The organism is Streptomyces cyaneus, from assembly GCF_004028635.1.
GTDB classification, from domain to species: Bacteria; Actinomycetota; Actinomycetes; order Streptomycetales; family Streptomycetaceae; genus Streptomyces; species Streptomyces cyaneus.
On the sequence record NZ_RQJW01000003.1, the window covers coordinates 953779 to 975955 of the forward strand.

Annotated in this window: 17 protein-coding genes; 12 read left to right on the forward strand and 5 right to left on the reverse strand. The window is 71.4% G+C overall.

Features of this window, described 5'->3' with window-relative positions; genetic code table 11:
• Window positions 1–28: 28 nt before the first annotated feature.
• Entirely contained in the window at window positions 29–1111 is a 1083-nt protein-coding gene (locus EHO50_RS13205; protein ID WP_128430085.1) for a glycoside hydrolase family 62 protein, read from the reverse strand.
• A gap of 334 nt (window positions 1112–1445) precedes the next feature.
• Here EHO50_RS13205 and EHO50_RS13210 point away from each other — a divergent pair, with 334 nt between their 5' ends.
• Window positions 1446–2426: a pectate lyase family protein gene (locus tag EHO50_RS13210; protein WP_128430086.1), complete on the forward strand. Its 981-nt coding sequence runs from the start codon at window positions 1446–1448 to the stop codon at window positions 2424–2426.
• Between the two features lie 32 nt (window positions 2427–2458).
• Window positions 2459–3241, forward strand: coding sequence for a pectate lyase (locus EHO50_RS13215; RefSeq protein ID WP_128430087.1), 783 nt, complete (start codon window positions 2459–2461; stop codon window positions 3239–3241).
• Between the two features lie 190 nt (window positions 3242–3431).
• Here the strand turns inward: EHO50_RS13215 and EHO50_RS13220 are convergent, their stop codons facing one another.
• Window positions 3432–4196, reverse strand: coding sequence for a PaaX family transcriptional regulator C-terminal domain-containing protein (locus EHO50_RS13220; RefSeq protein WP_128430088.1), 765 nt, complete (start codon window positions 4194–4196; stop codon window positions 3432–3434).
• 80 nt (window positions 4197–4276) lie between these two features.
• On the opposite strand from EHO50_RS13220, the gene EHO50_RS13225 reads away from it, so the two are divergent.
• The gene (locus tag EHO50_RS13225) at window positions 4277–5971 is read left to right on the forward strand and encodes an acyl-CoA dehydrogenase family protein (RefSeq protein WP_128430089.1); all 1695 of its coding nucleotides are present in this window, start codon (window positions 4277–4279) and stop codon (window positions 5969–5971) included.
• 1287 nt (window positions 5972–7258) lie between these two features.
• Here the strand turns inward: EHO50_RS13225 and EHO50_RS13235 are convergent.
• Window positions 7259–7846 (reverse strand): Rv1733c family protein, encoded by a 588-nt coding sequence (locus tag EHO50_RS13235; RefSeq protein ID WP_128430091.1) that lies wholly within the window; start codon window positions 7844–7846, stop codon window positions 7259–7261.
• Window positions 7847–8122: 276 nt separating this feature from the next.
• Between EHO50_RS13235 and EHO50_RS13240 the strand changes: the two genes are divergently transcribed.
• The 4 genes from EHO50_RS13240 to EHO50_RS13255 all read left to right on the forward strand — a co-directional run bounded on the left by EHO50_RS13240 (window position 8123) and on the right by EHO50_RS13255 (window position 11986).
• A complete protein-coding gene (locus EHO50_RS13240; protein ID WP_164904831.1) occupies window positions 8123–9208 on the forward strand; it encodes a WD40/YVTN/BNR-like repeat-containing protein in 1086 nt (361 codons plus the stop codon).
• Window positions 9209–9290: 82 nt separating this feature from the next.
• Window positions 9291–9968, forward strand: a complete 678-nt coding sequence (locus EHO50_RS13245) for a uracil-DNA glycosylase (RefSeq protein ID WP_128430093.1) — start codon at window positions 9291–9293, stop codon at window positions 9966–9968.
• Window positions 9965–10942 (forward strand): N-acetylglucosamine kinase, encoded by a 978-nt coding sequence (locus tag EHO50_RS13250; RefSeq protein ID WP_128430094.1) that lies wholly within the window; start codon window positions 9965–9967, stop codon window positions 10940–10942. The genes EHO50_RS13245 and EHO50_RS13250 overlap by 4 nt, the downstream gene beginning before the upstream one ends.
• 120 nt (window positions 10943–11062) lie before the next feature.
• Window positions 11063–11986, forward strand: a complete 924-nt coding sequence (locus tag EHO50_RS13255) for a sirohydrochlorin chelatase (protein WP_128430095.1) — start codon at window positions 11063–11065, stop codon at window positions 11984–11986.
• 141 nt (window positions 11987–12127) lie between these two features.
• Here the strand turns inward: EHO50_RS13255 and EHO50_RS13260 are convergent, their stop codons facing one another.
• Both EHO50_RS13260 and EHO50_RS13265 read right to left on the reverse strand, forming a co-directional pair.
• Window positions 12128–13189 (reverse strand): lactonase family protein, encoded by a 1062-nt coding sequence (locus EHO50_RS13260; RefSeq protein ID WP_128430096.1) that lies wholly within the window; start codon window positions 13187–13189, stop codon window positions 12128–12130.
• 274 nt (window positions 13190–13463) lie between these two features.
• A complete protein-coding gene (locus tag EHO50_RS13265) occupies window positions 13464–14963 on the reverse strand; it encodes an FUSC family protein (protein WP_128430097.1) in 1500 nt (499 codons plus the stop codon).
• A 194-nt stretch (window positions 14964–15157) separates the two neighbouring features.
• On the opposite strand from EHO50_RS13265, the gene EHO50_RS13270 reads away from it, so the two are divergent.
• From EHO50_RS13270 to EHO50_RS13290, 5 genes are all read left to right on the forward strand, one after another.
• Window positions 15158–15637 carry an Lrp/AsnC family transcriptional regulator gene (locus tag EHO50_RS13270; RefSeq protein ID WP_128430098.1) on the forward strand — a complete coding sequence of 160 codons (480 nt, stop codon included), beginning with the start codon at window positions 15158–15160 and terminating at the stop codon, window positions 15635–15637.
• A 19-nt stretch (window positions 15638–15656) separates the two neighbouring features.
• A complete protein-coding gene (locus EHO50_RS13275) occupies window positions 15657–16355 on the forward strand; it encodes an HAD family hydrolase (RefSeq protein WP_128430099.1) in 699 nt (232 codons plus the stop codon).
• A gap of 263 nt (window positions 16356–16618) precedes the next feature.
• The gene (locus EHO50_RS13280) at window positions 16619–18079 is read left to right on the forward strand and encodes a S8 family serine peptidase (RefSeq protein ID WP_128430100.1); all 1461 of its coding nucleotides are present in this window, start codon (window positions 16619–16621) and stop codon (window positions 18077–18079) included.
• Between the two features lie 181 nt (window positions 18080–18260).
• Window positions 18261–19178, forward strand: coding sequence for a hypothetical protein (locus EHO50_RS13285; RefSeq protein ID WP_425472165.1), 918 nt, complete (start codon window positions 18261–18263; stop codon window positions 19176–19178).
• A 120-nt stretch (window positions 19179–19298) separates the two neighbouring features.
• The gene (locus tag EHO50_RS13290; protein ID WP_128430102.1) at window positions 19299–22121 is read left to right on the forward strand and encodes a beta-L-arabinofuranosidase domain-containing protein; all 2823 of its coding nucleotides are present in this window, start codon (window positions 19299–19301) and stop codon (window positions 22119–22121) included.
• Window positions 22122–22177 lie beyond the last annotated feature (56 nt).

A 22177-nucleotide genomic window follows, 5' to 3' on the forward strand; every position in this document is an offset into this window, starting at 1 on the left:
TTGTCCCTTCTGGCGCTGTCGATACGGGTCAGCAGGAGCTGTTCGTCTGTGTCAGCAGGCCGAGCCTCCAGGGGAGTTGGGAGTAGTCGCCGCCGGCGGCGGGGTCCATCCCCTGGTACAGGTACTGAAGGCGGCAGGGGTTGATCGTGAGGGTCTGGTCGACGCCGTCGCGGATCATCTCGCCGTGGCTGAAGTCCGTGGTCCACGCGGACTGTCCCGGCCCGAAGGTCACGTTGGCGGACCGGATGAAGGGGTTGGCCTCGGTCTCCGCCAGCGGCTGCCACGCGCCGCCCAGGCTGTCCGCCGTCCAGGCCCGGAAGTAGCGCCGCCAGTCGGAGCGGGTCGCCAGCGCCTCGACGAGCATGAGGTAAGTGCCGCCGGCGCCGAGCCGGTAGACGTTGCTCGCCTCGAAGAGGTCGAAGCGGTTGGGTTCAGACAGCACGATGGTCGTGTCGCCGAAGCCGTTCGGGAACTCGGCGACGGTGGTGCGCGAGCGGTACTGGTGGCCGTTGCCGTCGGAGGAGAACAGATAGCAGTCGGTGTCGTCGCAGATGACCCAGAAGTCGAGCCAGCCGCCCTGGCCCTTGTTCTCGGTGACGATCGGCGGCTCGGCGTCGAAGAAGTTCCGGGGGGCGCTCCAACTGGCCGGATTCGCGGGATCGTCCGTCGTGGAGAAGGACGGCGGCCCGGTCTGGTACACCATGTACCACTTCTTCTGCGGCGCGAAGTAGAACACCTGCGGAGCGGCCACGTACCGGTTGCCGATGTTCGGGTTGGTGTCGAGGAACGTCTGCGGTGCGGCGGCCGCCTGGGACCAGTCGGCGAAGCTGGTGCGGGCAAGGCTCCACCGGCCGGAGGTGTCGGCCGTCGTCATGTAGACGTGCCACCGGTTGTCGTACCGGAAGACCGTCGGGTCCTTGACGGAGACGATCGGGTGACCGGCGTCCGGCTTCGGCGCGATCAGCGGGCCGCTGGACGACCAGGTGAAGGAGCCGGGTAACGAGTCGGCCCGGTCCGCCCCCGAGCCGCCGGCAACCGCGCGGTCCGGGGATACGGCCACGGCGCCGAAGGCCAGCAGGATGAGCACCAGCCCGCTGATCAACGTACGCATATGTGGAGTCGGCATTGACTCGCCCTCTCGCAGGGAAAGCGTCCGGAAGGGGCATCGTGGCATGGACACGCTCATCATGGAAGCGCTCCCACGCGGGCGCAAGGCGAGCGCTGAGGGAGCCCTGAGAGAGAGCCCTTACTCCACCAGGGCTGACTGGATTCTTCTGCGCAAAGCGTTGACCAGAAAGCGCTTGCCCTCTACGTTCCGTTCAGCAGGCTGACCGAGCCGCACTGCCGCACCCCCACATGGTCACCCTGCCCGCGCGCGGCGTTCAACATGACGCACATCGTTCAGCTACATGATCGAGCAAGTCCTTCTGAAGGGACGCATCCGCATGCGCACACTCCCCCCACATGCACACCGGCAAAGAGCCGCGCTGGTGACGGCCGCCGCAGCCGCCCTCGCCACCGCGGCCGTCCTCGTCCTGCCGCAGTCGGCCGGGGCTGCCGAGACCTCGCCGGTCGGATTCGGTGCCGGGACGACCGGCGGCGGCAGCGCCTCGGCGGTGACCGTCTCGACGTCGGCCGCCTTCAAGTCGGCGGTGACCGGAAACGCGACCAAGGTCGTCCGGGTCAACGGCCTGATCTCGCTGAGCGGTCAGATCGACGTCGGCTCCAACACCACGGTGCTGGGCGTGGGTTCCTCGTCCGGGCTCACCGGGGGCGGGCTCCGGCTGAAGAACGTCACCAACGTCGTCGTCCGCAACCTCAACGTCAGCAAGCCGGTGGCGCCGTCCGACGGCATCACGGTCCAGGCATCGACGAAGGTGTGGATCGACCACAACTCCTTCTCGGCCGACCGCGATCACGACAAGGACTACTACGACGGGCTGCTGGACATCAACCACGGCTCGGACAACGTCACGGTGTCCTGGAACACCTTCAAGGACCACTTCAAGGGCTCGCTCGTCGGGCACAGCGACAACAACGCGAGCGAGGACACCGGACACCTGAAGGTGACGTACCACCACAACTACTTCAGCAACGTCTACTCGCGCATCCCCAGCCTGCGCTTCGGCACCGGGCACTTCTACAACAACTACGTGGCCGGCGCGGACACCGCCTGCCATTCGCGCATGGGCGCCCAGATGCTCGTGGAGAACAACGTCTTCCGCGACACCAAGGTCGCCGTCACCACCAACCGCAGCAGCGACGTGGACGGCTACGCCAATCTGCGCGGCAACGATCTCGGCGGGGCCGCGACCGAGATCTCCCGGGTCGGCACCTTCACCACGCCGCCCTACAGCTACACCGCCGAGTCCGCGTCCACGGTCGTCGCCTCGGTGACGTCAAGCGCGGGCGCCGGAAAGATCTGACCACCCCCCAACCGGAAGAAGGCATACGGGACATGACTTCAACCGCAAAGCCCCGCGCCCGTCGGCGCGCACTGACCGGCGGTCTGGCCGCCCTCGGGCTCTCGTCTGTCATGATCACGACAGTAGGCGCACCGCCGGCGAGCGCCGCCACCTGGCCTACGCCCAACGGCAGCCAGGGGACCTCCTCCACCATCTCCGTGTCCGGCACCAAGGACTACGGCATGAAGCGGTTCTACGGCACCGGGGACCTGGCCGGTGACGGCCAGGAGGAGGGCCAGGACCCGATCTTCAAGCTCGCGGCCGGCGCGACGCTGAAGAACGTCATCATCGGCGCGCCCGGCGCCGACGGCATCCACTGCGAGGGCAACTGCACGCTGCAGAACGTGTGGTGGGAGGACGTCGGCGAGGACGCGGCGACCTTCCGGGGCGGCTCCACCTACAACGTGATCGGCGGCGGTGCGAAGAAGGCAGCCGACAAGGTCTTCCAGCACAACGGGCCCGGCACGGTGAACATCTCCAACTTCGCCGTCAGCGAGTTCAAGACGCTGTACCGCTCGTGCGGCGACTGCTCCACGCAGTACACGCGCAAGGTCAACCTCAGCAACATCGAGGTGACCGGCACGGGGTCCACGGCTCGCCTCGTCGGCATCAACGTCAACCGGGGCGACGTGGCGACGCTGCGCGGCATCACGATCCTCAACGACGCGAGCCGCAAGGTCGTCCCCTGCCAGAAGTACAACAACAACACTGCCGTGGGTACGGGGCCGGACAGCACGAACTGTCTGTACTCCACATCGGACATCACCTACAGGTAGGCCCCGCACACATGTAGTCCCCCCACGGTGAATGCGGCCGTACGGAGCGTCCCCCGCACGGCGCTCCGTACGGCCGCCGCGTGTTTCCCCGCGGTCACGCGTCCCTGGTGCGTGGGTCCTCGATCAGCTACCGACGGCCACGCGCGCGTACGTCCTCGGCGACCTCCCGGCCGTCACGCGTGCGAGCGTCCTATGCCGAGCTCCGGCCGTCACGCGTGTGTGCATCCTCTGCCAACTCCCGCCGGTAGTCCGCGTACACGGCCCGCAGCCGCTCACCCGGCCAGTCGGCCGGCAGGAGCTCGGGAGGCAGCACCGGGTCGGCCAGCAGGTGTCGTACGACGGCCGCGAAGGCGGTGAAGCGATCGGACGGGTGCCGCGCACGGGCCGCATGGTCGAGCAGGGCGCGTCCCGTGCCGGCCCACGTGTCCAGCGGCCACAGGCTCGCGGCCAGTTCGCGCGCGGGGCGGTCGGGGCGGGCCGTGCAGCGCTCGGCGACCCGGCCGAGCTCGTCCGGCAGGGGGCGGAGCAGGTTGGCCGGCCGCAGCCATACGCCCTCACGCAGCTCCGCGAGCCGGAGCCGGGTCAGCTCGTTGCGCAGTTCCGCGCGTTCGGCGGGGCCGCGGCCTGTCGCCGTGACCAGGACCATCTCCCAGTCGCCGCCCCAGGGCACGGTCTCGGGGTGGACGGCGTCGTCCTGGCGCCGCTGGCGTTCCAGCAGGCGGTCGCTCAGCCGGTAGACCGTGTCCGCGCGCCGCAGGTCGCCGGCCGCCACCATCCGGCTGAGCGCGGCCCGCAGGGTGGATCCCGCGATCCCGAACGGCTCCACACTGCGCACCAGGTCCTTCACCGGCAGCTCGGGCGGATGCAGGCCCAGCAGCAGGCTCAGGACGACCGACCGGGCGGACAGCGGGCGCAGTTCCACCTCGTCGGCCTGCAGTGACGCGTTGTTCCGCATGGCGACGACTGTACGTGGCAGGGCGACGGTGTCGTATTACAGGATTGCTGCAACCGCAGCAGCAGTGCAACACTGACGGCATGGTCTCGACACCCGCGCAGGAGCAGCCCGGAGTGACGCAGGAGCTGTCCGGGCAGTACGCCACCCACGACGTCACCAACCAGCCCCCTCCCCTGTCCCCGTACGACGCCTCCGAGGACGCGGCTCTGCTCGAAGGGGTGCGCCGCGAGGGTGCCGGGTGGGCCGAGGAGGACATCCGGCGGCTCGGCATGCGGGCCGGGAGCGCGCAGGCGCAGGAGTGGGGTGAGCAGGCCAACCGGCACGAGCCGGAACTGCGTACGCACGACCGGTACGGCCATCGCGTCGACGAGGTCGAGTTCCACCCGAGCTGGCACCACCTGATGCGGGTCGCGGTCGCCGAGGGGCTGGCGGCGGCGCCCTGGGCGGACGAGCGGCCCGGCGCCCATGTCGCCAGGACCGCGGGCGGGCTGGTGTGGGGGCACACCGAGGCGGGGCACGGCTGTCCGACGTCGATGACGTACGCCGCCGTCCCCGTGCTGCGTCGGCAGCCGGAGTTGGCGAAGGTCTACGAACCCCTGCTGACCAGCAGGGAGTACGACCCGGAGCTGCGCGTGCCGACGGAGAAGCGCGGGCTGCTCGCGGGCATGGGGATGACCGAGAAGCAGGGCGGCTCCGACGTCCGTACGAACACCACCACGGCGACGCCGACCGCGGAGCCCGGCGTGTACACGCTGCGTGGGCACAAGTGGTTCACCTCGGCGCCCATGTGCGACGTCTTCCTGGTGCTGGCCCAGGCGCCCGGCGGCCTGTCCTGCTTCCTCGTGCCGCGCATCCTGCCCGACGGCAGCCGCAACGCCTTCCGCATCCAGCGCCTGAAGGACAAGCTGGGCAACCGCTCCAACGCCTCCTCCGAGCCCGAGTTCGACGGGACCGTGGCCTGGCTGGTGGGGCCCGAGGGACGGGGCGTCAAGACGATCATCGAGATGGTCAACTGCACCCGACTGGACTGCGTGATGTCGTCGGCGACACTGATGCGCAAGACGCTCGTCGAGGCGGGGCACCATGTGCGGTACCGCAGCGCGTTCGGCGCCCGGCTGATCGACCAGCCACTGATGCGCCACGTGCTGGCCGACCTGGCGCTGGAGTCCGAGGCCGCCACGACGCTCACGCTACGGCTGGCCGGCGCGGCCGACCGTGCGGTGCGCGGAGACGACGTGGACGGGGCCGAGGCGGCGTTCCGCCGGATCGCCACCGCCGTCGGCAAGTACTGGGTCACCAAGCGGGGCCCGGCCTTCACGGCGGAGGCCCTGGAGTGCCTGGGCGGCAACGGCTACGTCGAGGAGTCGGGCATGCCCCGCCACTACCGCGAGGCGCCGCTGCTGTCGATCTGGGAGGGCTCGGGGAACGTCAACGCCCTCGACGTGCTGCGGGCGTTGAGCAGGGAGCCGGGCACCGCAGAGGCGCTCTTCGCCGAACTCGCCCTGGCGCAGGGGGCGGACGCCCGGCTGGACGCGGCCGTCACCCGCCTGAAGGGCCTGCTGACCACAGCCTCCGAGGCCGGTGCCCGCCGCCTGGTCGAGCAGATGGCCCTCACCCTCCAGGCCTCCCTGCTGGTCCGACACGCCCCCACGGCGATCGCCGACGCCTTCTGCGCGAGCCGACTCGACGGCGACTGGGGGCACGCGTTCGGGACGCTGCCGGATGCCGCCGACGTGGACACGATCCTGGGACGGGCGCTGCCGGGCGGGGCGTGAGGTGGGGCTGGGTGCTCGGGGCTTGGGGTGTGGTCCGGGGGCTCGGGATGGGGGGGTGAGGTCCGGGTGCTCGGGACGTGAGGTGCGGTTCCGGCGCTCGGGGTGTGGGGTGGGGCCCGGGTGCTCGTTGGCTTGGGGTGCGGTCCGGTGCTCGGGGCGTGAGGTGCGGTCCGGGGGCTCGGGCAGGGGCAACCTCAGGAGGTGAAGCGGGGCAGGGTTGGTCGAGCGACGGACACCGCAGGGCGCGGAATCGGGCAAGGCTGATCCGGCGGCGGACACCGCCACAGCGCGGGGTCGGGCAACACTGATCGGGTGCGGGCGTCGCCGGACTCGTCCCGGGTTCGCACAGCCAGGTGGCCGGGTGCGCGACCGGGGCTGCCGTCTGGGCGGACGTAGGCCCGCGATGTCGCCGCGCCTCGGTCGTCAGGAGGTGGTCGTGGGCTGCAACCGGCCCTGTGTAGGGCCCTGACCACCCTGGGCCCGGACTTCCCGGCGTTCTGGCGCGACTCCCCTGCCGCGCGCGGACCCGACGGGCGCGAGAGGTGAACGCCCTGCGGGAACAGCTCGCCCGAGCCGTGGCCACCCTGCCTCGGTGCCGCCGCCCCGCCCGCTTCGCGACCAAGGCCACCGCGCCCTTCACACGCCACAACTCCCTCGCCGAGCGCAACCGCGCACCGATCCGAAAAGCGCGAGAAGTAAACACCCCGCGGCAGGACCCCACCCGGGCCGCGGCCACCCCTACCTCGGCGCCACCGCCCCGGCCCCTTCGCGACCAAGGCCACCGCGCCCTTCACACGCCACAACTCCCTCGCCGAGCGCAACCGCGCACCGATCCGAAAAGCGCGAGAAGTAAACACCCCGCGGAAGGACCCCACCCGGGCCGCGGCCACCCCTACCTCGGCGCCACCGCCCCGGCCCCTTCGCGATCAAGACCACCGCGCCCTTCACACGCCACAACTCCCTCGCCGAGCGCAGGGATCCACCGGCGCGCCACCGTCCACCGCGATCAGGGCGGCGGCGCGCCGCGCTACGCGCACCGATCCGAAAAGCGCGAGAAGTAAACACCCCGCGGAAGGACCCCGCCCGGACCGTGGCCACCCCCGCCTCGGCGCCACCGCCCCGCCCCCTTCACGACCAAGGGCCACCGCGCCCTTCGCGCGCCGCGGCCGCCCCCGGGGCCTTGCCCGGCGGCCCCGAGACGCCGTACGGCGCGATCCGCGGGCCGGGCAGCGGCGAGATGGCACGGGCACGGCAGCCGCGACGCTTCGCTGAGCGCTCGTGCAGTCGTCAGCCCGTCGTCCGGCCGCCCCACAGGGGGCCGAACCGTGCCCACTCGTAGCCCCACTGGTCGATGCGCCGGCTCTCCAGGCGGTTGCGGAGGGCGCGGCCGGCGATGAAGGGGACGGACGCGGCGCACATGCCTGCGAGGCCGCCGACCAGTGCGGCCCGTGAGCGGGCCTCGGACGGCGTGGCGGGCTTGGTCACCAGGCGGCCCTGGGGGTCCGTCCAGACGGTGACCGGCGTGCCGACGCCGCTGCCGGGCCGGACGCGGGCCTGGCCGGTGTGCGCGGAACCGTCCCGCGCGCTCCAGCGGACCTTCGCCCACACACTCGCGCCGGTCGAGGTGCCGGTGCGCGAGTCGGTCGTGCCCGGCGCCTGCTCGGTGAGCAGGGCGACGGCGGGGCGCCACTCGACGCGCTCCCGGGCCATTCCCTGCTCCACCGTGCCGGCCGTCGTCAGGCCGGCGAGCACTCCGGCGAGGGCGGTGAGCGCCCAGGCGGCGAGCAGTACCCAGGCCTCCACCGCATCGGCCCGGCGCTTGAGCGGATTGCGCCGCCAACGCCACAGCCACACCTTCGGACCACGGAACGCCATCGAAGGCTTCCTCCTCATGAGCGCACGAACCAGCCGGACCGACCGCCCTCCCATACGGGAGACGACAGGCGGATGCTCACGGCACGTACCGGGAGTCGACCGTGGCACGGGTCACGCGGCCGCCGCGGGCGTCTTCGTGAAAGCGCCCCGCGGCCCGCGACGCCGAGCTATCCTCGCCGCCCTGACCTGCGACGCAGTCCATTCCAGAGGTGACTGTCAGTGCCGGGGTGCAGACTGGCCGGTGTCTGGGACAAAGACGTCGCGGAGGTGATCGGCATGACCGAGGTACTGCTCGCCGTGGGCACGCGCAAAGGCCTGTTCATCGGGCGGAGGCGAGGTGGCACCTGGGAGTTCGACGAGAGTCCGTACTTCAACGCTCAGGCGATGTACTCCGTCGCCATCGACACGCGGGGCGAGCGTCCGCGGCTGCTGGCGGGCGGCGACAGCGCGCACTGGGGCCCGTCGGTCTTCCACTCCGACGACCTGGGCCGTACGTGGACCGAACCGGCCCAGCCGGCCGTCAAGTTCCCGAAGGACACGGAGGCTTCCCTGGAGCGGGTGTGGCAGCTGCACCCGGCGGCCGCGGAGCCGGACGTGGTGTACGCGGGCACGGAACCGGCCGCGCTGTACCGCTCGGAGGACCGCGGCGAGACCTTCGAGCTGGTCCGCCCGCTGTGGGAGCACCCGACCCGGTCGAAGTGGGTGCCAGGGGGCGGCGGTGAGGGCCTGCACACCGTGATCACCGACAAGCGCGACCCCCAGGCCGTGACGGTCGCCGTCTCGACGGCCGGGGTGTTCAAGACCGCCGACGGCGGCGCGAGCTGGACGCCCTCCAACTACGGCGTCTCCGCGGTGTTCCTGCCGGATCCGAACCCGGAGTTCGGCCAGTGCGTCCACAAGATCGCGCAGGACGCGGCGACTTCGGACCGCCTCTATCTGCAGAACCACTGGGGCGTGTACCGCAGCGACGACGCGGGCGCACACTGGACGGACATCGGCGAGGGCCTGCCGTCCACGTTCGGCTTCGCGGCGGCCGCACACCCCCACCGCGGCGAGACGGCGTACGTGTTCCCGATCAACGCCGACGCCGACCGCGTGCCCGCCGACCACCGATGTCGTGTCTTCCGTACGGCGGACGCGGGCAAGACGTGGGAGCCGCTGTCGGCGGGACTGCCGCAGGAGGACCACTACGGCACGGTGCTGCGCGACGCGCTTTGCACGGACGACGCGGACCCGGCGGGCGTGTACTTCGGCAACCGCAACGGCGAGGTGTTCGCATCGGCCGACGACGGCGACAGCTGGCAGCAGTTGGCGTCGCATCTGCCGGACGTGCTGTGCGTGCGGGCCGCGGTGATCGCATGAGTCGTCCGCGTCGCCGGGGCTTACGGGCCGGCCTTGGCCACTGGTTGATCACCGCTGCCGGTACGGCAGTAGGGTGACGCCCGTGGCACCACGACCCTTGCATGAAATCCTCGAACCGGGCTGGGCGAACGCCCTGGAACCCGTTGCCGAACGGATCGCCGGGATGGGCGACTTCCTGCGTGCGGAGATCGCCGCGGGACGCACCTATCTACCGGCCGGGCCGAACGTCCTGCGGGCCTTTCAGCAGCCCTTCGACGACGTACGGGTCCTGATCGTCGGACAGGACCCGTATCCGACCCCGGGACATGCCGTGGGGTTGTCGTTCTCGGTGGCGCCCGACGTGCGTCCGCTGCCCGGCAGCCTCATCAACATCTACCGGGAGCTCAACACCGATCTGGGGCTGCCGCAGCCGTCCAACGGCGATCTGACGCCGTGGACCCAGCAGGGCGTGCTGCTGCTCAACAGGGCGCTCACGACGGCCCCGCGCAAGCCGGCCGCCCACCGCGGCAAGGGCTGGGAGGAGGTCACCGAGCAGGCCATACGTGCGCTGGCCGGCCGCGGCAAGCCGCTGGTGTCCATCCTCTGGGGCCGCGACGCCCGCAACCTGCGGCCCCTCCTCGGAAACCTCCCGTCGGTGGAGTCCGCCCACCCCTCCCCCATGTCCGCCGACCGCGGCTTCTTCGGCTCCCGCCCGTTCAGCCGGGCCAACGACCTGCTGATCCGACAGGGAGGACAGCCGGTGGACTGGCGCCTGCCGTGACCGACGCCTCCGGGTTCCTCGCCGTCGACTCCGGAGGGTCGGGGATGCGCGTCGTCGTCGGCACCGTAGAACAGGGGGTGGCGGCCCGGCGGGAGTCCCGCGTCCCTGTGCGCACCGGGGACCGGGGTATCGACGCCGGGCACCTGATGGAGCAACTGGTGCCCATGGTGCGGGCGTTGGTGGCCGAATCCGGCGTCGTTCGGCTTGGGGCGGCCGTGGTCGGTGCCGCCGGGCTCGCCAGCCTGGGCGACGGACTGCGCGCCGAACTGCCCGCCGCGCTGGAGCGGGAGTTCGGTGTCGGGCGGGTCGCCCTCGTCGCCGATGCCGTCACCGCCTATGTCGGCGCCCTCGGACCCCGGCCCGGTGCCGTGGTCGCCGCCGGTACGGGGCTGATCGCGATGGGCACGGATCTGACGCGCTGGCGCCGCGCGGACGGCTGGGGGCATCTGCTCGGTGACTGTGGCAGCGGTGCCTGGATCGGGCGGGCCGGGCTGGAGGCGGCGCTGCGCGCGCACGACGGGCGGCCCGGCGGCTCGGCCGGGCTGCTGGCCCGCGCCGAGGAACTGTTCGGCCCGGTGCGAAGGCTGCCCGGCAAGCTCTATCCGCGCCCGGACCGGCCGGCCGTCCTCGCCTCCTTCGCCCCCCACGTGGCGGCCTGCGCCGACGTCGACCCGGTCGCCGCGGACATCCTGCGGGCTGCCGCACGGCACATGGCCGAATCGGCGGCCGCCGTCTGCCCCACCACCGGAGAGCCCCAAGTCGCGCTCACCGGTGGCCTGTTCAAGCTGGGCGCCCCTCTTCTCGTACCGCTGGAGGAGGAGTTGGCGAAGCGGCTGCCGCACGCTCGGCGGGTACCGGCCGCCGGGGATCCGTTGCAGGGGGCGGTGCGCATCGCGACCGATCTGGCGGCGGGCGCGCTCACTCTGCCGAGTGACGATGCGATGCTCCACGTGGTGACCGGAAAGAGGGACTGATCCACCTACGCCGTCCGCTTCCACACCGCACGTAACTCAATCAGACAAATATGGACGGATACCGCTCACCTGCACCCTCCCCGAACAGGGGAGCCCAGGAAGCCAGTAACATGCGTCGCCATGAGCTCCCCCACTGGGCCCGCGTCCGGCCTGCCAGTACGAATGCCGCGACCTCGTCAGCCCGGGCGGCACCGCCGACCCGAGCCCCTGGCGGCTCCCGAGGGCGCGCCCGCGCTCGTCCTCGCGGTGCCGGGCACGCCTAGCGCCGCCACCCGCGGCCTCGCCGAGGAGGTCGTGAGCATCGCCCGCTCCGAGCTCCCCGGTCTCGACGCCCGGATCGGGTACGTCGACGGCGATGACGTGGAGTTCCTCACGATCCAGTCCGTGCTCGTGCACGCCGCGGAGGAGCGCACCGCCCGCTATGAGCAGGCGCTCGCCGCTGGTGTGGAGGTCAAGGAGCCGGAGGGCCCCGTCGCCGTCGTCGTGCCGCTGCTGGCCGGCCCGGACAGCGCGCTGCTGCGCGTCATCCGCCAGGCCGTGATGGACAGCCGGGTCGCGGCCGACCTCACCGATGTGCTCGGCCCGCACCCGCTGCTCGCCGAGGCGCTGCACGTGCGTCTGTCGGAGGCCGGTCTGGCCCGCGCCGACCGTGCCCGACTGTTCACCGTGGCCACGGCCGCGGACGGCATCATCCTGGCCTCCGTCGGTGGCGAGGAGGCCGTGCAGGCGGCCGGGATCACCGGCATGCTGCTCGCCGCGCGCCTGGCCGTGCCGGTGATGGCGGCGGCCCTGGACCAGGACGGCTCGATCACGGCCGTTGCCGAGCAGCTGCGGTCCTCGGGCTCGCAGCAGCTGGCGTTGGCGCCGTACCTGATAGGGCCGGAGATCGACCCGAGCCTGGTCGCTCAGGCCGCCCAGGAGGCGGGCTGCTCCGCCGCCGAGGCGCTCGGCCCGTACCCGGCGATCGGGAAGCTCGCCCTGTCGAAGTACACGACGGCGCTGGGCATCGCCCCGCAGCAGCCGCAGGGCACGCCGGTCCGCTGACGCGCACGTCACAGCCTTGACGCCGAAGGCCCGCTCCTCACCCGGGAGCGGGCCTTCGGCGTCCCTTGAGCGCCCCTGGACACTCATGGGCGCCCGTCGGCCACCCCTCGAATACCCATGGGCATCCCTGGCGGCGTCCGGTCATGCCTCGTCGATGGCCTGGCCGATCACCACGCAGGACGCCGCAGGCGCCTCGATCGAGCCCTCGTAGCGCGGGAGCCCGGTGGCCGGGTCGACGGCGAACCAGGACACGTCACCGGAGCGCTCGTTCGCGACGTACAGGAAGCCTCCCGCCTCGGTGATCGCGCGTGGCCAGTGCCCGGCGCAGGTCACCGCCCCCACCAGCCGCAGCTCCTCCCCTTCCACTGCGAACGTCGACAGCACGTCCTCGCCGCGCGTCGCGGTCCACACGAAGCGGCCGTCGGGTGAGGCGACGATCCCCGACGGATAGGCGTTCCCGGCCGGGGCGGCCGGCAGCACCTGAGTCTCGGCCAGCGGCTTCAGGCTGCCGTCGTCGGCGTCCCAGTGGCAGACGGTGACGGTGGGGGTGAGTTCGTTGAGGACGTACGCGTAGGTGCCGCCCGGATGGAAGGCCAGGTGGCGGGGGCCCGAGCCGGGCCGCAGGGCGATCTCCCGGTGTACGTCGAGTGTGCCGTCGGCCAGCGTGCACACCCGGACCGAGTCGGTACCGAGGTCGACGCTGACGACCCAGCGGCCGCTCGGGTCGGGCTGCACCTGGTGGGCGTGCGGGCCCTGCTGACGTGGCGTGTGCGGGCCCGAGCCGGTGTGCTGGAGGACGGCGGAGGGGGCGTCCGCGAGGGCACCGTCAGGGTGGACGGGCACGATGGTGACGCTGCCGGAGCCGTAGTTGGCGGTCAGGACGTGGCCGGCGAACAGGCTGAGGTAGGTGGGTCCGCTGCCGCCCACAGGCACCGGTGATCCGATGAGCTCCGGCTTGCCCCCGGTGAGGCGGTAGGCGACCACCGCGCCGTCGGCCGTCTCGCTGACCGCGTACAGCGTGTCGCCGTCGGGCGACAGGGCCAGGTACGCGGGGTCGGGCACGTCGTCCACGCCGCTCAGGACGGTCAGCGCGCCGCTGCCCGCGGCCACGGACGCCGTGGTGATGCCATGGCCTCCGGCCGCCGTGAACGACCCGATATAGGCCCGCCTTCCCCCTCTTTCCCGCCTGCCGACGTCTGCCACCGCTGTCCCCTTCCGGTCGGGTGCCGTCCGGGGTGACGGTAGCAGTGGATCACTATCGGTCTAGACCAAGTCGCCGAATCGTCGGCGATGCGGTCGACGTCCGCGAGGTTGAGGTTGAGACTCACCCGCGGGCCGCTCCCGCGCGGCTCGCGGGTTCCGTGCATCCGATGGCGCGAAGTTACCCGGCGGATGGCCTGATCCACCCTCTAGGTGGTCGATAAAGCGACTTAACTGCTCCGACTACTCACCCGCGAGCCTCCCACCGGCGGCGCCCTCAGGCTCCGACGAGCCGCGAACCGGACGAACCGGACGGTGTGCGCAGCGGCTGGGCCAGCTCGGCCAGGGCTCGCTCCAGGCCGTGCAGATGGGCCAGCGCGGGGTCCGACGCCACCGGCTGCTCGGTGGGGGCGGTGATGTCCGTGCCGCCGGTGAGCGCCTCGACCGCGGCCTCGACGCGCCAGCACGCGGCGGCCAGACGGGCGTCGTGCGAGGCCTCCGGGTCGGCGGCGACGGCGGCCAGGCCGCGGATCTCCCGGGCGCAGTCGTCGAGGAGGGCCAGGACGCGGCGGGCGCGCCGCTTGCGGGCCGGCATCGGGTTCAGCGGGTGCACGAGCGGAGCGACCGAGAGCCGTACCCGGCCGAGCAGCTGTTCCAGTTCGGCCACCCGCGAGGCCGGGTCGGCGGTCTCGTCACCGGCGAGGCGGGCGGCGGCCTCGGCGGTGGCCGCGTGGACACAGCGCAGGGCCCGCTGGATCCAGGCGTCGGTGACGGTGTGGGTGGTGATGGGCAGGACGAGCAGCACGGCCAGCACGGCGCCCAGCGCCCCGACGCCGGTCTCGGCGAGCCGCAGCGCCAGCAGGGCGGGGTCGAGGACGCCCAGGAGGCCGTAGAGGAGCTCGGCGAGCACCGTGACGCAGAGCATCATCCAGGTATAGGAGACGGCGGCGCTGTAGAAGATGCCGAAGACGCAGACGGCGAGGAGCGCGGCCGTCGGGATTCCCGCGCCGTTCAGCGGGACGGCGACGAGCAGGCCGAGGCCGATGCCGATCACGGTGCCGAGGACCCGGCGGAAGCCGCGGACCAGGGTCTCGCCGCGCGAGGTGGTGTTGACGAAGATCCACCAGGTGGCGCCGACGGCCCAGTACCAGCGTTGTCCGGACACCAGCTGGCCCACCACAAGGGCGAAGCCCGCGCCGGCGGTGGCCTGGATCGCCTGGCGCGTGGTCACGCGGGCCAGGCCGGTGCCGCCAGGCGGGGCCGGCGCGGGGGCCGGGGGCAGGCGGCGCTCGTAGCACCAGAGGCCGAAGCGCACCGCCGCCGCGGTCAGCAGGGACAGCAGTACGGCGGCGTAGAGCTCGGGCAGCTGCCCCGGGCCGGCGTGCAGGAATTGGGCGACGAAGAAGGTCATGAATGCGAACACGCCGAGGCTGTGCCCGCGCGGCCCCCAACGGCGGGCGTACACGCCCGCACCGACGACGGCGAGGAAGGTGAGGTCGCGAGCGACCGGGTGGTCGTGCAGTTCGGCTGCCGCCGCGAGGACGGGAAGGCCGACGAGCGGCAGCAGCGCGGTGGTGACCGCCTGTCCGCGGATCGTGGCATCGGTGACGGTGAAAAGGGCCAGCAGTGCGGCGAGACCGCCGGTGACGGTGCCGACGAGGGAGTGGCCGGCCAATGCGCAGACGACGACCGCGAGCCCGATGCCGAGGACGGCCCGCACGGCGAAGCGCAGGCGCACCCGGCCCGGGTCCGGCGCCACGAACACCCTCTTCAGCACTGCTTTCCGCCCCTTTGCACCGGCATGAAAAAGGCGCCGCGGGGTCCGCAGCGCCATCGACGGTCCCATTGCAGCATTGCCGGGGCGGCTGGCTCAAGTGTCATCGAATATGCTGGGCCATTGGCACAGACATTTCGGTCCCGGACCGTCCACCAGCGAGCCAACGGACCACGTACGAGGAGGGGCCGCGCGTCATGGCCGTGGACGAGCTCGACACCCGCATCCTGCGGCTGCTGCTGGACCAGCCCCGCACGAGCGTGCGCGAGTACGCCCGCATCCTCGGCGTCGCGCGGGGCACGCTGCAGGCCCGGCTCGACCGGCTGGAGCGGGACGGTGTGATCACCGGCACGGGGCCGGCACTGTCCCCCGCCGCCCTCGGCCACCCGGTGCTGGCCTTCGTGCACATCGAGGTCACCCAGGGCCATCTCGACGACGTGGGCGATGCGCTCGCCGCCGTACCGGAGATCGTCGAGGCCTTCTCGATCACGGGCGGCGGGGATCTGCTGACCCGGGTGGTCGCCCGCGACAACGCCCACCTGGAGGACGTGATCCAGAAGCTGATCAGTCTGCCCGGCGTGGTCCGCACCCGTACCGAGGTGGCCCTGCGCGAGCGCGTCCCGCACCGGCTGCTGCCGCTGGTGGAGTCGATCGGGCGGGCGTCGGCCCGGAAATGACCTTTGGCATCCTGGGGCCATGAGCGGTCTCAGCGGCACCTCGGTCATCTTCGATCTCGACGGAACGCTCGTGGACAGCGAGCCCAACTACTTCGAGGCGGGCCGCCAAGTCCTCGCCGAGCACGGGGTTCCCGACTTCACCTGGACGGATCACGAGCGGTACGTCGGTATCAGCACGCTGGAGACGGTCACGCTCTGGAAGCGGGAGTACGGTCTGCGGGCCTCCGTCGACGAGCTGCTCGCGGCCAAGAACCGCCGCTATCTGGAACTCGCCCGCAACGCCACGCGCGCGTACCCCGAGATGCGCGAGTTGGTGGAGTTGCTGGCGACCGAGAAGGTCCCGATGGCCGTGGCCTCCGGTTCGTCGCACCGGGCCATCACGGCGATCCTCGCCGGCACGGGCCTGGCCGCCCATCTGCGCACCGTCGTCTCGGCCGACGAGGTCGAGCGCGGCAAGCCCGCCCCCGACGTCTTCCTGGAGGCGGCCCGCCGGCTCGGTGCGGCCCCTGGCGACTGCGTGGTGCTGGAGGACGCGGCCCCCGGCGTCGCCGCCGCGCACGCGGCCGGGATGCGCTGCATCGCGATCCCGTACGTGGCCGCCCAGGCGGACGCCCCGGAGTTCGCGACGGCCGGCCTGCTACTGCGGGGCGGACAGAGGGAGTTCACGGCGCGGGGAGCGTACGACTGGCTCGTACGGTCGGTGGCAGCCTCCTCCTGACCACCACCGGCACCTGGGCCGACCGAGCCGAGCGACCAACTGGTCAACTGGTCAACTGGTCAACTGGGGTTCGGATTAGCACCTTTTGCGGCGACAGGCAACCAATGGGAGGATTGAGGCTGGTACGCGCTCCCGAACGAGCCGTTCCACAGGCACTCGCGAACACAGCGAGGTCCGTCACCTCCTTGCCGACACTCATGCTCGGCGCGCGTGGTCGGCTGCCGTGACGCATGCGTCCGAGCTCCATCTTCCCGGAGGGACCGATGGCTGCTGCGAAGACGCCCAGTTACGAGCAGAACGTTCCGGACACCGTCTACGGCTATGTGGCCGCGCGGTCGCAGGGCGGGGTACCGATGACCCAGGCGGGGCGCTTCGAGTCGACCGCGCCGTTTCGGGCCGAGGAGCGTGTCCGGGAACGGGCCAAGGAGTACGCCCGCCAGGCCGGGCTGACGGTGACCGCCGAGAGCCGCCTGGGATTCGCCGTGGCCGGCTCGCCGGCGGCGTACGAACAGCTGACCACCGGCAGGATCGTCAGCTACGAGGTGCGCCAGCGGGTAGAGATGAGCCGAGAGCGCTCCGTGACGCACCTGGACATCATCGGTGACCGTCAGCCCCGAGCCCTCGGCATCGGCGCCGCGCCCGGTGAGGACGCCATCGAGGCCGTCGCGCTGGAGGAGCCGCGCGTGCCCATGCGGCTGCACCCGGCAACGGCCGATCCGCCCATGGTCGCGAACTTCCACCTCAGCCTTCCCGACGACGTCGCCCGACTCCTCAACGCCACGCCCGCACACGAGCAGGGGCGCGTGGGGCGGGGCGTGAAGGTAGCCATGGTGGACACGGGACAGGCCCCTCACGCGTACTTCACCGCGCACGACTACGACGTCGCCCATACCGTGTCGGTGGTGTCGGGTACCGATGCGGCGGAGGATCCCGTCGGGCACGGCACGGGTGAGTCGGCGAACATCTTCGCCGTGGCGCCCGGCGTGCGCCTGCGCCCGTATCGGGCGAGCAACCGGGAAGGCGTTCTCGTCGCCGCCATGGGGGCCTTTCTGCGTGCGAAGGCGCGAGGGCCGCAGGTACTGACGAACTCCTGGGGCACGCGGGCCCGCTTCCCCGAGGACGGGCCACTGCCCGAGCTCGACCGGCTGTGGGCGCTGGAGATCCGGGACGCGTTGGAGGAGGGCATCGTCGTCGTCTTCGCCGCGGGCAACGGTCACTTCTCGATCGAGCCGCAGGTTCCCGGAGTGCTCTCGGTCGGCGGGGTGTTCTCCGGTCCGCAGGGCGAGCTGCGGGCGTCGGACTACACGAGCGGTTACGCCAGCCCCTGGTTCGACGGCGTCGTCGTCCCCACGGTTTCCGGACTGGTCGGTCTGGCGCCGCTGGCCCAGTACCTCATGCTCCCGATCCCGCCCGGCTGCAAGATCGACGTGGAGGAGAGCGACGCGGACGACGGGACGACACACAACGACGGCTGGGCACTGTTCTCGGGCTCGTCGGCGGCGGCACCGCAGATCGCGGGAGCGGCGGCACTGCTCCTGGAGGCCCGCCCCGGCCTCACGCCCGACGAGGTCGCCGACGCCCTCGCCAGAACCGCCACCGACGTCACCACCGGCACGAACGCCTTCGACATCCCGGCCCGCCGCGGCCCGGACGAGGCCACCGGAGCGGGACTGGTGAACGTGAGCGCGGCGCTGGACTTCGTCCTCACGCATCACCACCCGTGATGCGCGGGCCTCATGATGCCGAGCCGTTCTTCGACGGCTGACCTGCAGTTGCTCATCCTCCGAAACCAGCCACGCCCGGGCGACGCTCCTCTGGATTCTGGGGAAATGCCACAAGGGAGCGGCAGGTTGACGGAGGGCGGCACCCGTAACGTCGTGGGCGGCGACACAGTGGCGAGAGCCGTTGTCCAGGCCCAGTCGATCGGGAAGGTTCACTTTCATACGGCTGCTCCGTCGTCGGAGGCCGAACCCGTCACGTCGGACCGTTGGGTGCACGAGGCCCTCGAGTCCTGCGTCTGGCAGCACGTGTCGGCCGGCCGCGACACGGGCCACCACCGCCGACAGGTGGCAGCCTGTCGCGACCCGACTGGCTGGCATGCGGGACGAGTTGGAACGGTTACTGGAGCAGGACCCCTGGTGCGACGCGCGGATCGCGACCGTGTTCCTGGACAGCGTCGAGTGGCTGCTCGGCGAGCCACCCCAAGCTCCGCCCACAGGTCAGCTCCCATCGGCCGGCCTGGACCTCTACCCGGCCGAGGCGGCCCTCCTCGTCCTGTTCCCGTTCCCCCACCGGGTCCACTACCTGCGGCGCGTGGCACGGCTGGCGGAGGTCCGCCCCTGGTCCCTGCACCCCGACCCGAACGCCGGGCCCCTCAGGGAGGCGTACGAGCTCTTCGTGGAGGAGAGTGACGCGCTCGTCCAGCGCGCCCTGCGGGAGCCGGAGGCCGAACTGGGCGAGCCCGCAAGTGAGTTGGGCGGCGCACCTGGCCATCCGGTTCACCAACAGGGACGAGGTGGTTCCCTTCAGCCAAGTCCTTCTGGCCTCACGGCAATTGGGAGACCGACCCGCCACGATCGCGAAGCGCCTGCACGCCTGCACGCCTGCACGCCTGCACGCCTGCAACATTGCGACGTCACACGACAGCCTCCCGAAAGGCCTCTCCTTCAGCCGCTCCAGTACCTGCACAAGACAGCCCTCCGCAAACACACCAGCATCCGCCACATCACCTCCCTCCTGAACCAACTCGGCATCCCCGTCCCCGACCCCGCCGACACCATCAGAGCCGCCCTGGCCCGCGTGCCCCGCCCTCCCCATTCCTGAGCGTCAATCCCGTCAGCACCGTTGACGCCTTCTCGACCCCCGCATAGCGTCTGGTCGACCATTCGCACAGCGTTCGTAATATCGAACCCCCCAACATGCGTTGACCGTGGAGGAGCACACATGGCACCGCCCCTCTCCAGAAGATCCCTTCTCCAGGCCGCGGCGCTGGCGGCAGCGACCCCCGCAGTCTCGTTCGCCGCAACAGGCCGAGCCTCGGCCGCCGTTCCGGAGGTGCAGGCCGTGGCTGCCGCTCCGTCCGCCTGGACCGTCCAGCCCTTCGGCCTGGGCGACGTGGCCCTCAGACCAGGCATCTTCGCCGGCAAGCGGCAGTTGATGCTCGATCACGGCCGGGGCTACGACGTGAACCGGCTCCTGCAGGTCTTCCGCGCCAACGCCGGGCTCTCCACGGGCGGCGCGGTCGCCCCGGGCGGTTGGGAGGGGCTGGACGGCGAGGCCAACGGCAATCTCCGCGGCCACTACACCGGTCACTTCCTGAGCATGCTGTCGCAGGCGTACGCGAGCACCGGGGACCAGGCGTACGCCGACAAGATCGGGACCATGGTCGGGGCGCTGAGCGAGGTGCGCGAGGCGCTGCGCCGCGACCCGCGGATGCTCAGCGTCGCCGGAAAGTTCGGCACCGCCCAGGAGAACGTGCGTGGCTCGTACCAGTACGTGGACCTGCCGGCCGCCGTGCTCGGCGGTGCCTCCGCGATCACCCTGTCGGCCTGGGTGAAGCCCACCCACAACGCCAACTGGGCCCGGGTCTTCGACTTCGGCAACAACAACACCCGGTACATGTACCTGGCCGGGCGCAATGCGAGCGGCGTCCCGCGGTTCGCCATCACCACCAACGGACCCGGCGGCGAGCAGGGCCTCAACGGCAACGCCGCGCTGCCGCTGAACCAGTGGAGCCACCTGGCGGTGACGATCGGCGGCGGCACCGGCACGCTCTACGTCAACGGAACGGCCGTCGCCACGAACACGTCGATGACGCTCAACCCGGCGGCGCTGGGCACCCTGGCGAACAACTGGCTCGGCCGCTCGAACTTCTCCGGCGACCCGGTGTTCGCCGGCGCCTACGACGAGTTCAACGTCTGGTCGCGGGCGCTGACCGCCGCCGAGATCACGGCGCTGCAGAGCAACCGTGCCTCGGCGACGGCGGCCGGCCGGGGCAACCTGGCGTCGTACGACTTCTTCGAGACGACCGGCGGCACCTTCGCGGACGCCTCCGGCCGAGCCCTGACCGCCACCTTGCGCCGCACCTGGGGCGGACCGAGCCACCCCGGGTTCCTCGCCGCGTATCCGGAGACGCAGTTCATCGAGCTGGAGTCGATGACCAGCGGGGACTACACCAAGGTGTGGGCGCCGTACTACACCGCGCACAAGATCCTCAAGAGCCTGCTGGACGCCCACCTCGCCACCGCCGACGCCCGTGCCCTCGACCTCGCGTCGGGCATGTGCGACTGGATGTACTCCCGGCTGTCCAAGCTGCCCGACGCCACCCTCCAGCGGATGTGGGGCATCTTCTCCAGCGGCGAGTTCGGCGGCATCGTCGAGACGATCGTCGACCTGCACTCGATCACCGGCAAGGCCGAACACCTCGCCCTGGCCAAGCTGTTCGACCTCGACCGGCTCATAGACGCCTGCGCCGCGAACACCGACATCCTGGACGGCCTGCACGCCAACCAGCACATCCCGATCTTCACCGGTTACGTCCGGCTGTACGACGCGACGGGCGAGGCCCGCTACCTCACCGCCGCGAAGAACTTCTGGGGCATGGTCGTCCCGCCCCGCATGTACGGCATCGGCGGGACGAGCACGGGCGAGTTCTGGAAAGCCCGCGGGGTCGTCGCCGGCACGATCAGCGACACCAACGCCGAGACCTGCTGCGCGCACAACCTGCTCAAGCTGAGCCGGACGCTGTTCTTCCACGAGCAGGACCCGAAGTACATGGAGTACTACGAGCGGGCCCTGTACAACCAGGTGCTCGGCTCCAAGCAGGACAAGGCCGACGCGGAGAAGCCGCTCGTCACGTACTTCATCGGCCTGAAGCCCGGTCACGTGCGCGACTACACCCCCAAGCAGGGCACGACCTGCTGCGAGGGCACGGGCATGGAGAGCGCCACGAAGTACCAGGACTCGGTGTACTTCAAGAAGGCGGACGGCTCCGCCCTGTACGTGAACCTCTACAGCCCCTCGACTCTCACCTGGTCGGAGAAGGGCGTCACGGTCACACAGGCGACGGACTACCCCAGGGAGCAGGGCTCCACGATCACCATCGGCGGGGGCAGCGCGTCGTTCGAGCTGAAGCTGCGCGTGCCGTCCTGGGCGACCGGCGGCTTCAAGGTGACGGTCAACGGCAGTGCGGTCAGCGGCACTCCGGCCGCGGGCAGCTACTTCACCATGTCCCGGACCTGGCGCAGCGGCGACACCGTGCGCGTCACCCTCCCGTTCCGGCTCCGAGTCGAGAAGGCCCTCGACGACCCGTCCCTGCAGACCCTGTTCTACGGCCCGGTCAACCTGGTCGGCCGCAGCTCCTCGACCGACTACCTCCAGTTGGGCCTGTACCGCAACGCCGGGCTCTCCGGCGACCTGCTGCCGTCCCTCACCCCGGTGTCCGGCAAACCCCTCCACTACACCCTGGGCGGCACCGAGTTCGCTCCCTTCTTCGAGGGCACCGAGGACCCGACCCACGCCTACTTCCGGCGCTCGGAACCCCGGGTGATCCTCGGCAGCACCGACTCCGGTGTCGCCAATCCCGCGAAGTCCGACGGCACCACGCTCCTGGACGAGATCTGGGCCGGGGCGCCGTTCAGCGGCAAGAATGCGCTGGTCACACGTGTGCGGTCCACCGTGAACGCGTGGGTGACGGCGGGTCTGCTGAGCCAGGCCGACGGGCAGAAGGTCGTGACCACGGCGGAACAGGCGACGTACGCCCCCTGATCCGACGCCCGGATCCCCGCGCCGCCGCGCGCTCGGCGCCCGGTGCGGGGATCCTG

What these genes read in the sequence shown, in the direction of transcription:
- EHO50_RS13205 (WP_128430085.1), bottom strand. Translation starts at nt 1,111, where the DNA reads ATGCGTACGTTGATCAGCGGGCTGGTGCTCATCCTGCTGGCCTTCGGC.
- EHO50_RS13210 (WP_128430086.1), top strand. Translation starts at nt 1,446, where the DNA reads ATGCGCACACTCCCCCCACATGCACACCGGCAAAGAGCCGCGCTGGTG.
- EHO50_RS13215 (WP_128430087.1), top strand. Translation starts at nt 2,459, where the DNA reads ATGACTTCAACCGCAAAGCCCCGCGCCCGTCGGCGCGCACTGACCGGC.
- EHO50_RS13220 (WP_128430088.1), bottom strand. Translation starts at nt 4,196, where the DNA reads ATGCGGAACAACGCGTCACTGCAGGCCGACGAGGTGGAACTGCGCCCG.
- EHO50_RS13225 (WP_128430089.1), top strand. Translation starts at nt 4,277, where the DNA reads ATGGTCTCGACACCCGCGCAGGAGCAGCCCGGAGTGACGCAGGAGCTG.
- EHO50_RS13235 (WP_128430091.1), bottom strand. Translation starts at nt 7,846, where the DNA reads ATGGCGTTCCGTGGTCCGAAGGTGTGGCTGTGGCGTTGGCGGCGCAAT.
- EHO50_RS13240 (WP_164904831.1), top strand. Translation starts at nt 8,123, where the DNA reads ATGACCGAGGTACTGCTCGCCGTGGGCACGCGCAAAGGCCTGTTCATC.
- EHO50_RS13255 (WP_128430095.1), top strand. Translation starts at nt 11,063, where the DNA reads ATGAGCTCCCCCACTGGGCCCGCGTCCGGCCTGCCAGTACGAATGCCG.
- EHO50_RS13270 (WP_128430098.1), top strand. Translation starts at nt 15,158, where the DNA reads ATGGCCGTGGACGAGCTCGACACCCGCATCCTGCGGCTGCTGCTGGAC.
- EHO50_RS13275 (WP_128430099.1), top strand. Translation starts at nt 15,657, where the DNA reads ATGAGCGGTCTCAGCGGCACCTCGGTCATCTTCGATCTCGACGGAACG.
- EHO50_RS13280 (WP_128430100.1), top strand. Translation starts at nt 16,619, where the DNA reads ATGGCTGCTGCGAAGACGCCCAGTTACGAGCAGAACGTTCCGGACACC.
- EHO50_RS13290 (WP_128430102.1), top strand. Translation starts at nt 19,299, where the DNA reads ATGGCACCGCCCCTCTCCAGAAGATCCCTTCTCCAGGCCGCGGCGCTG.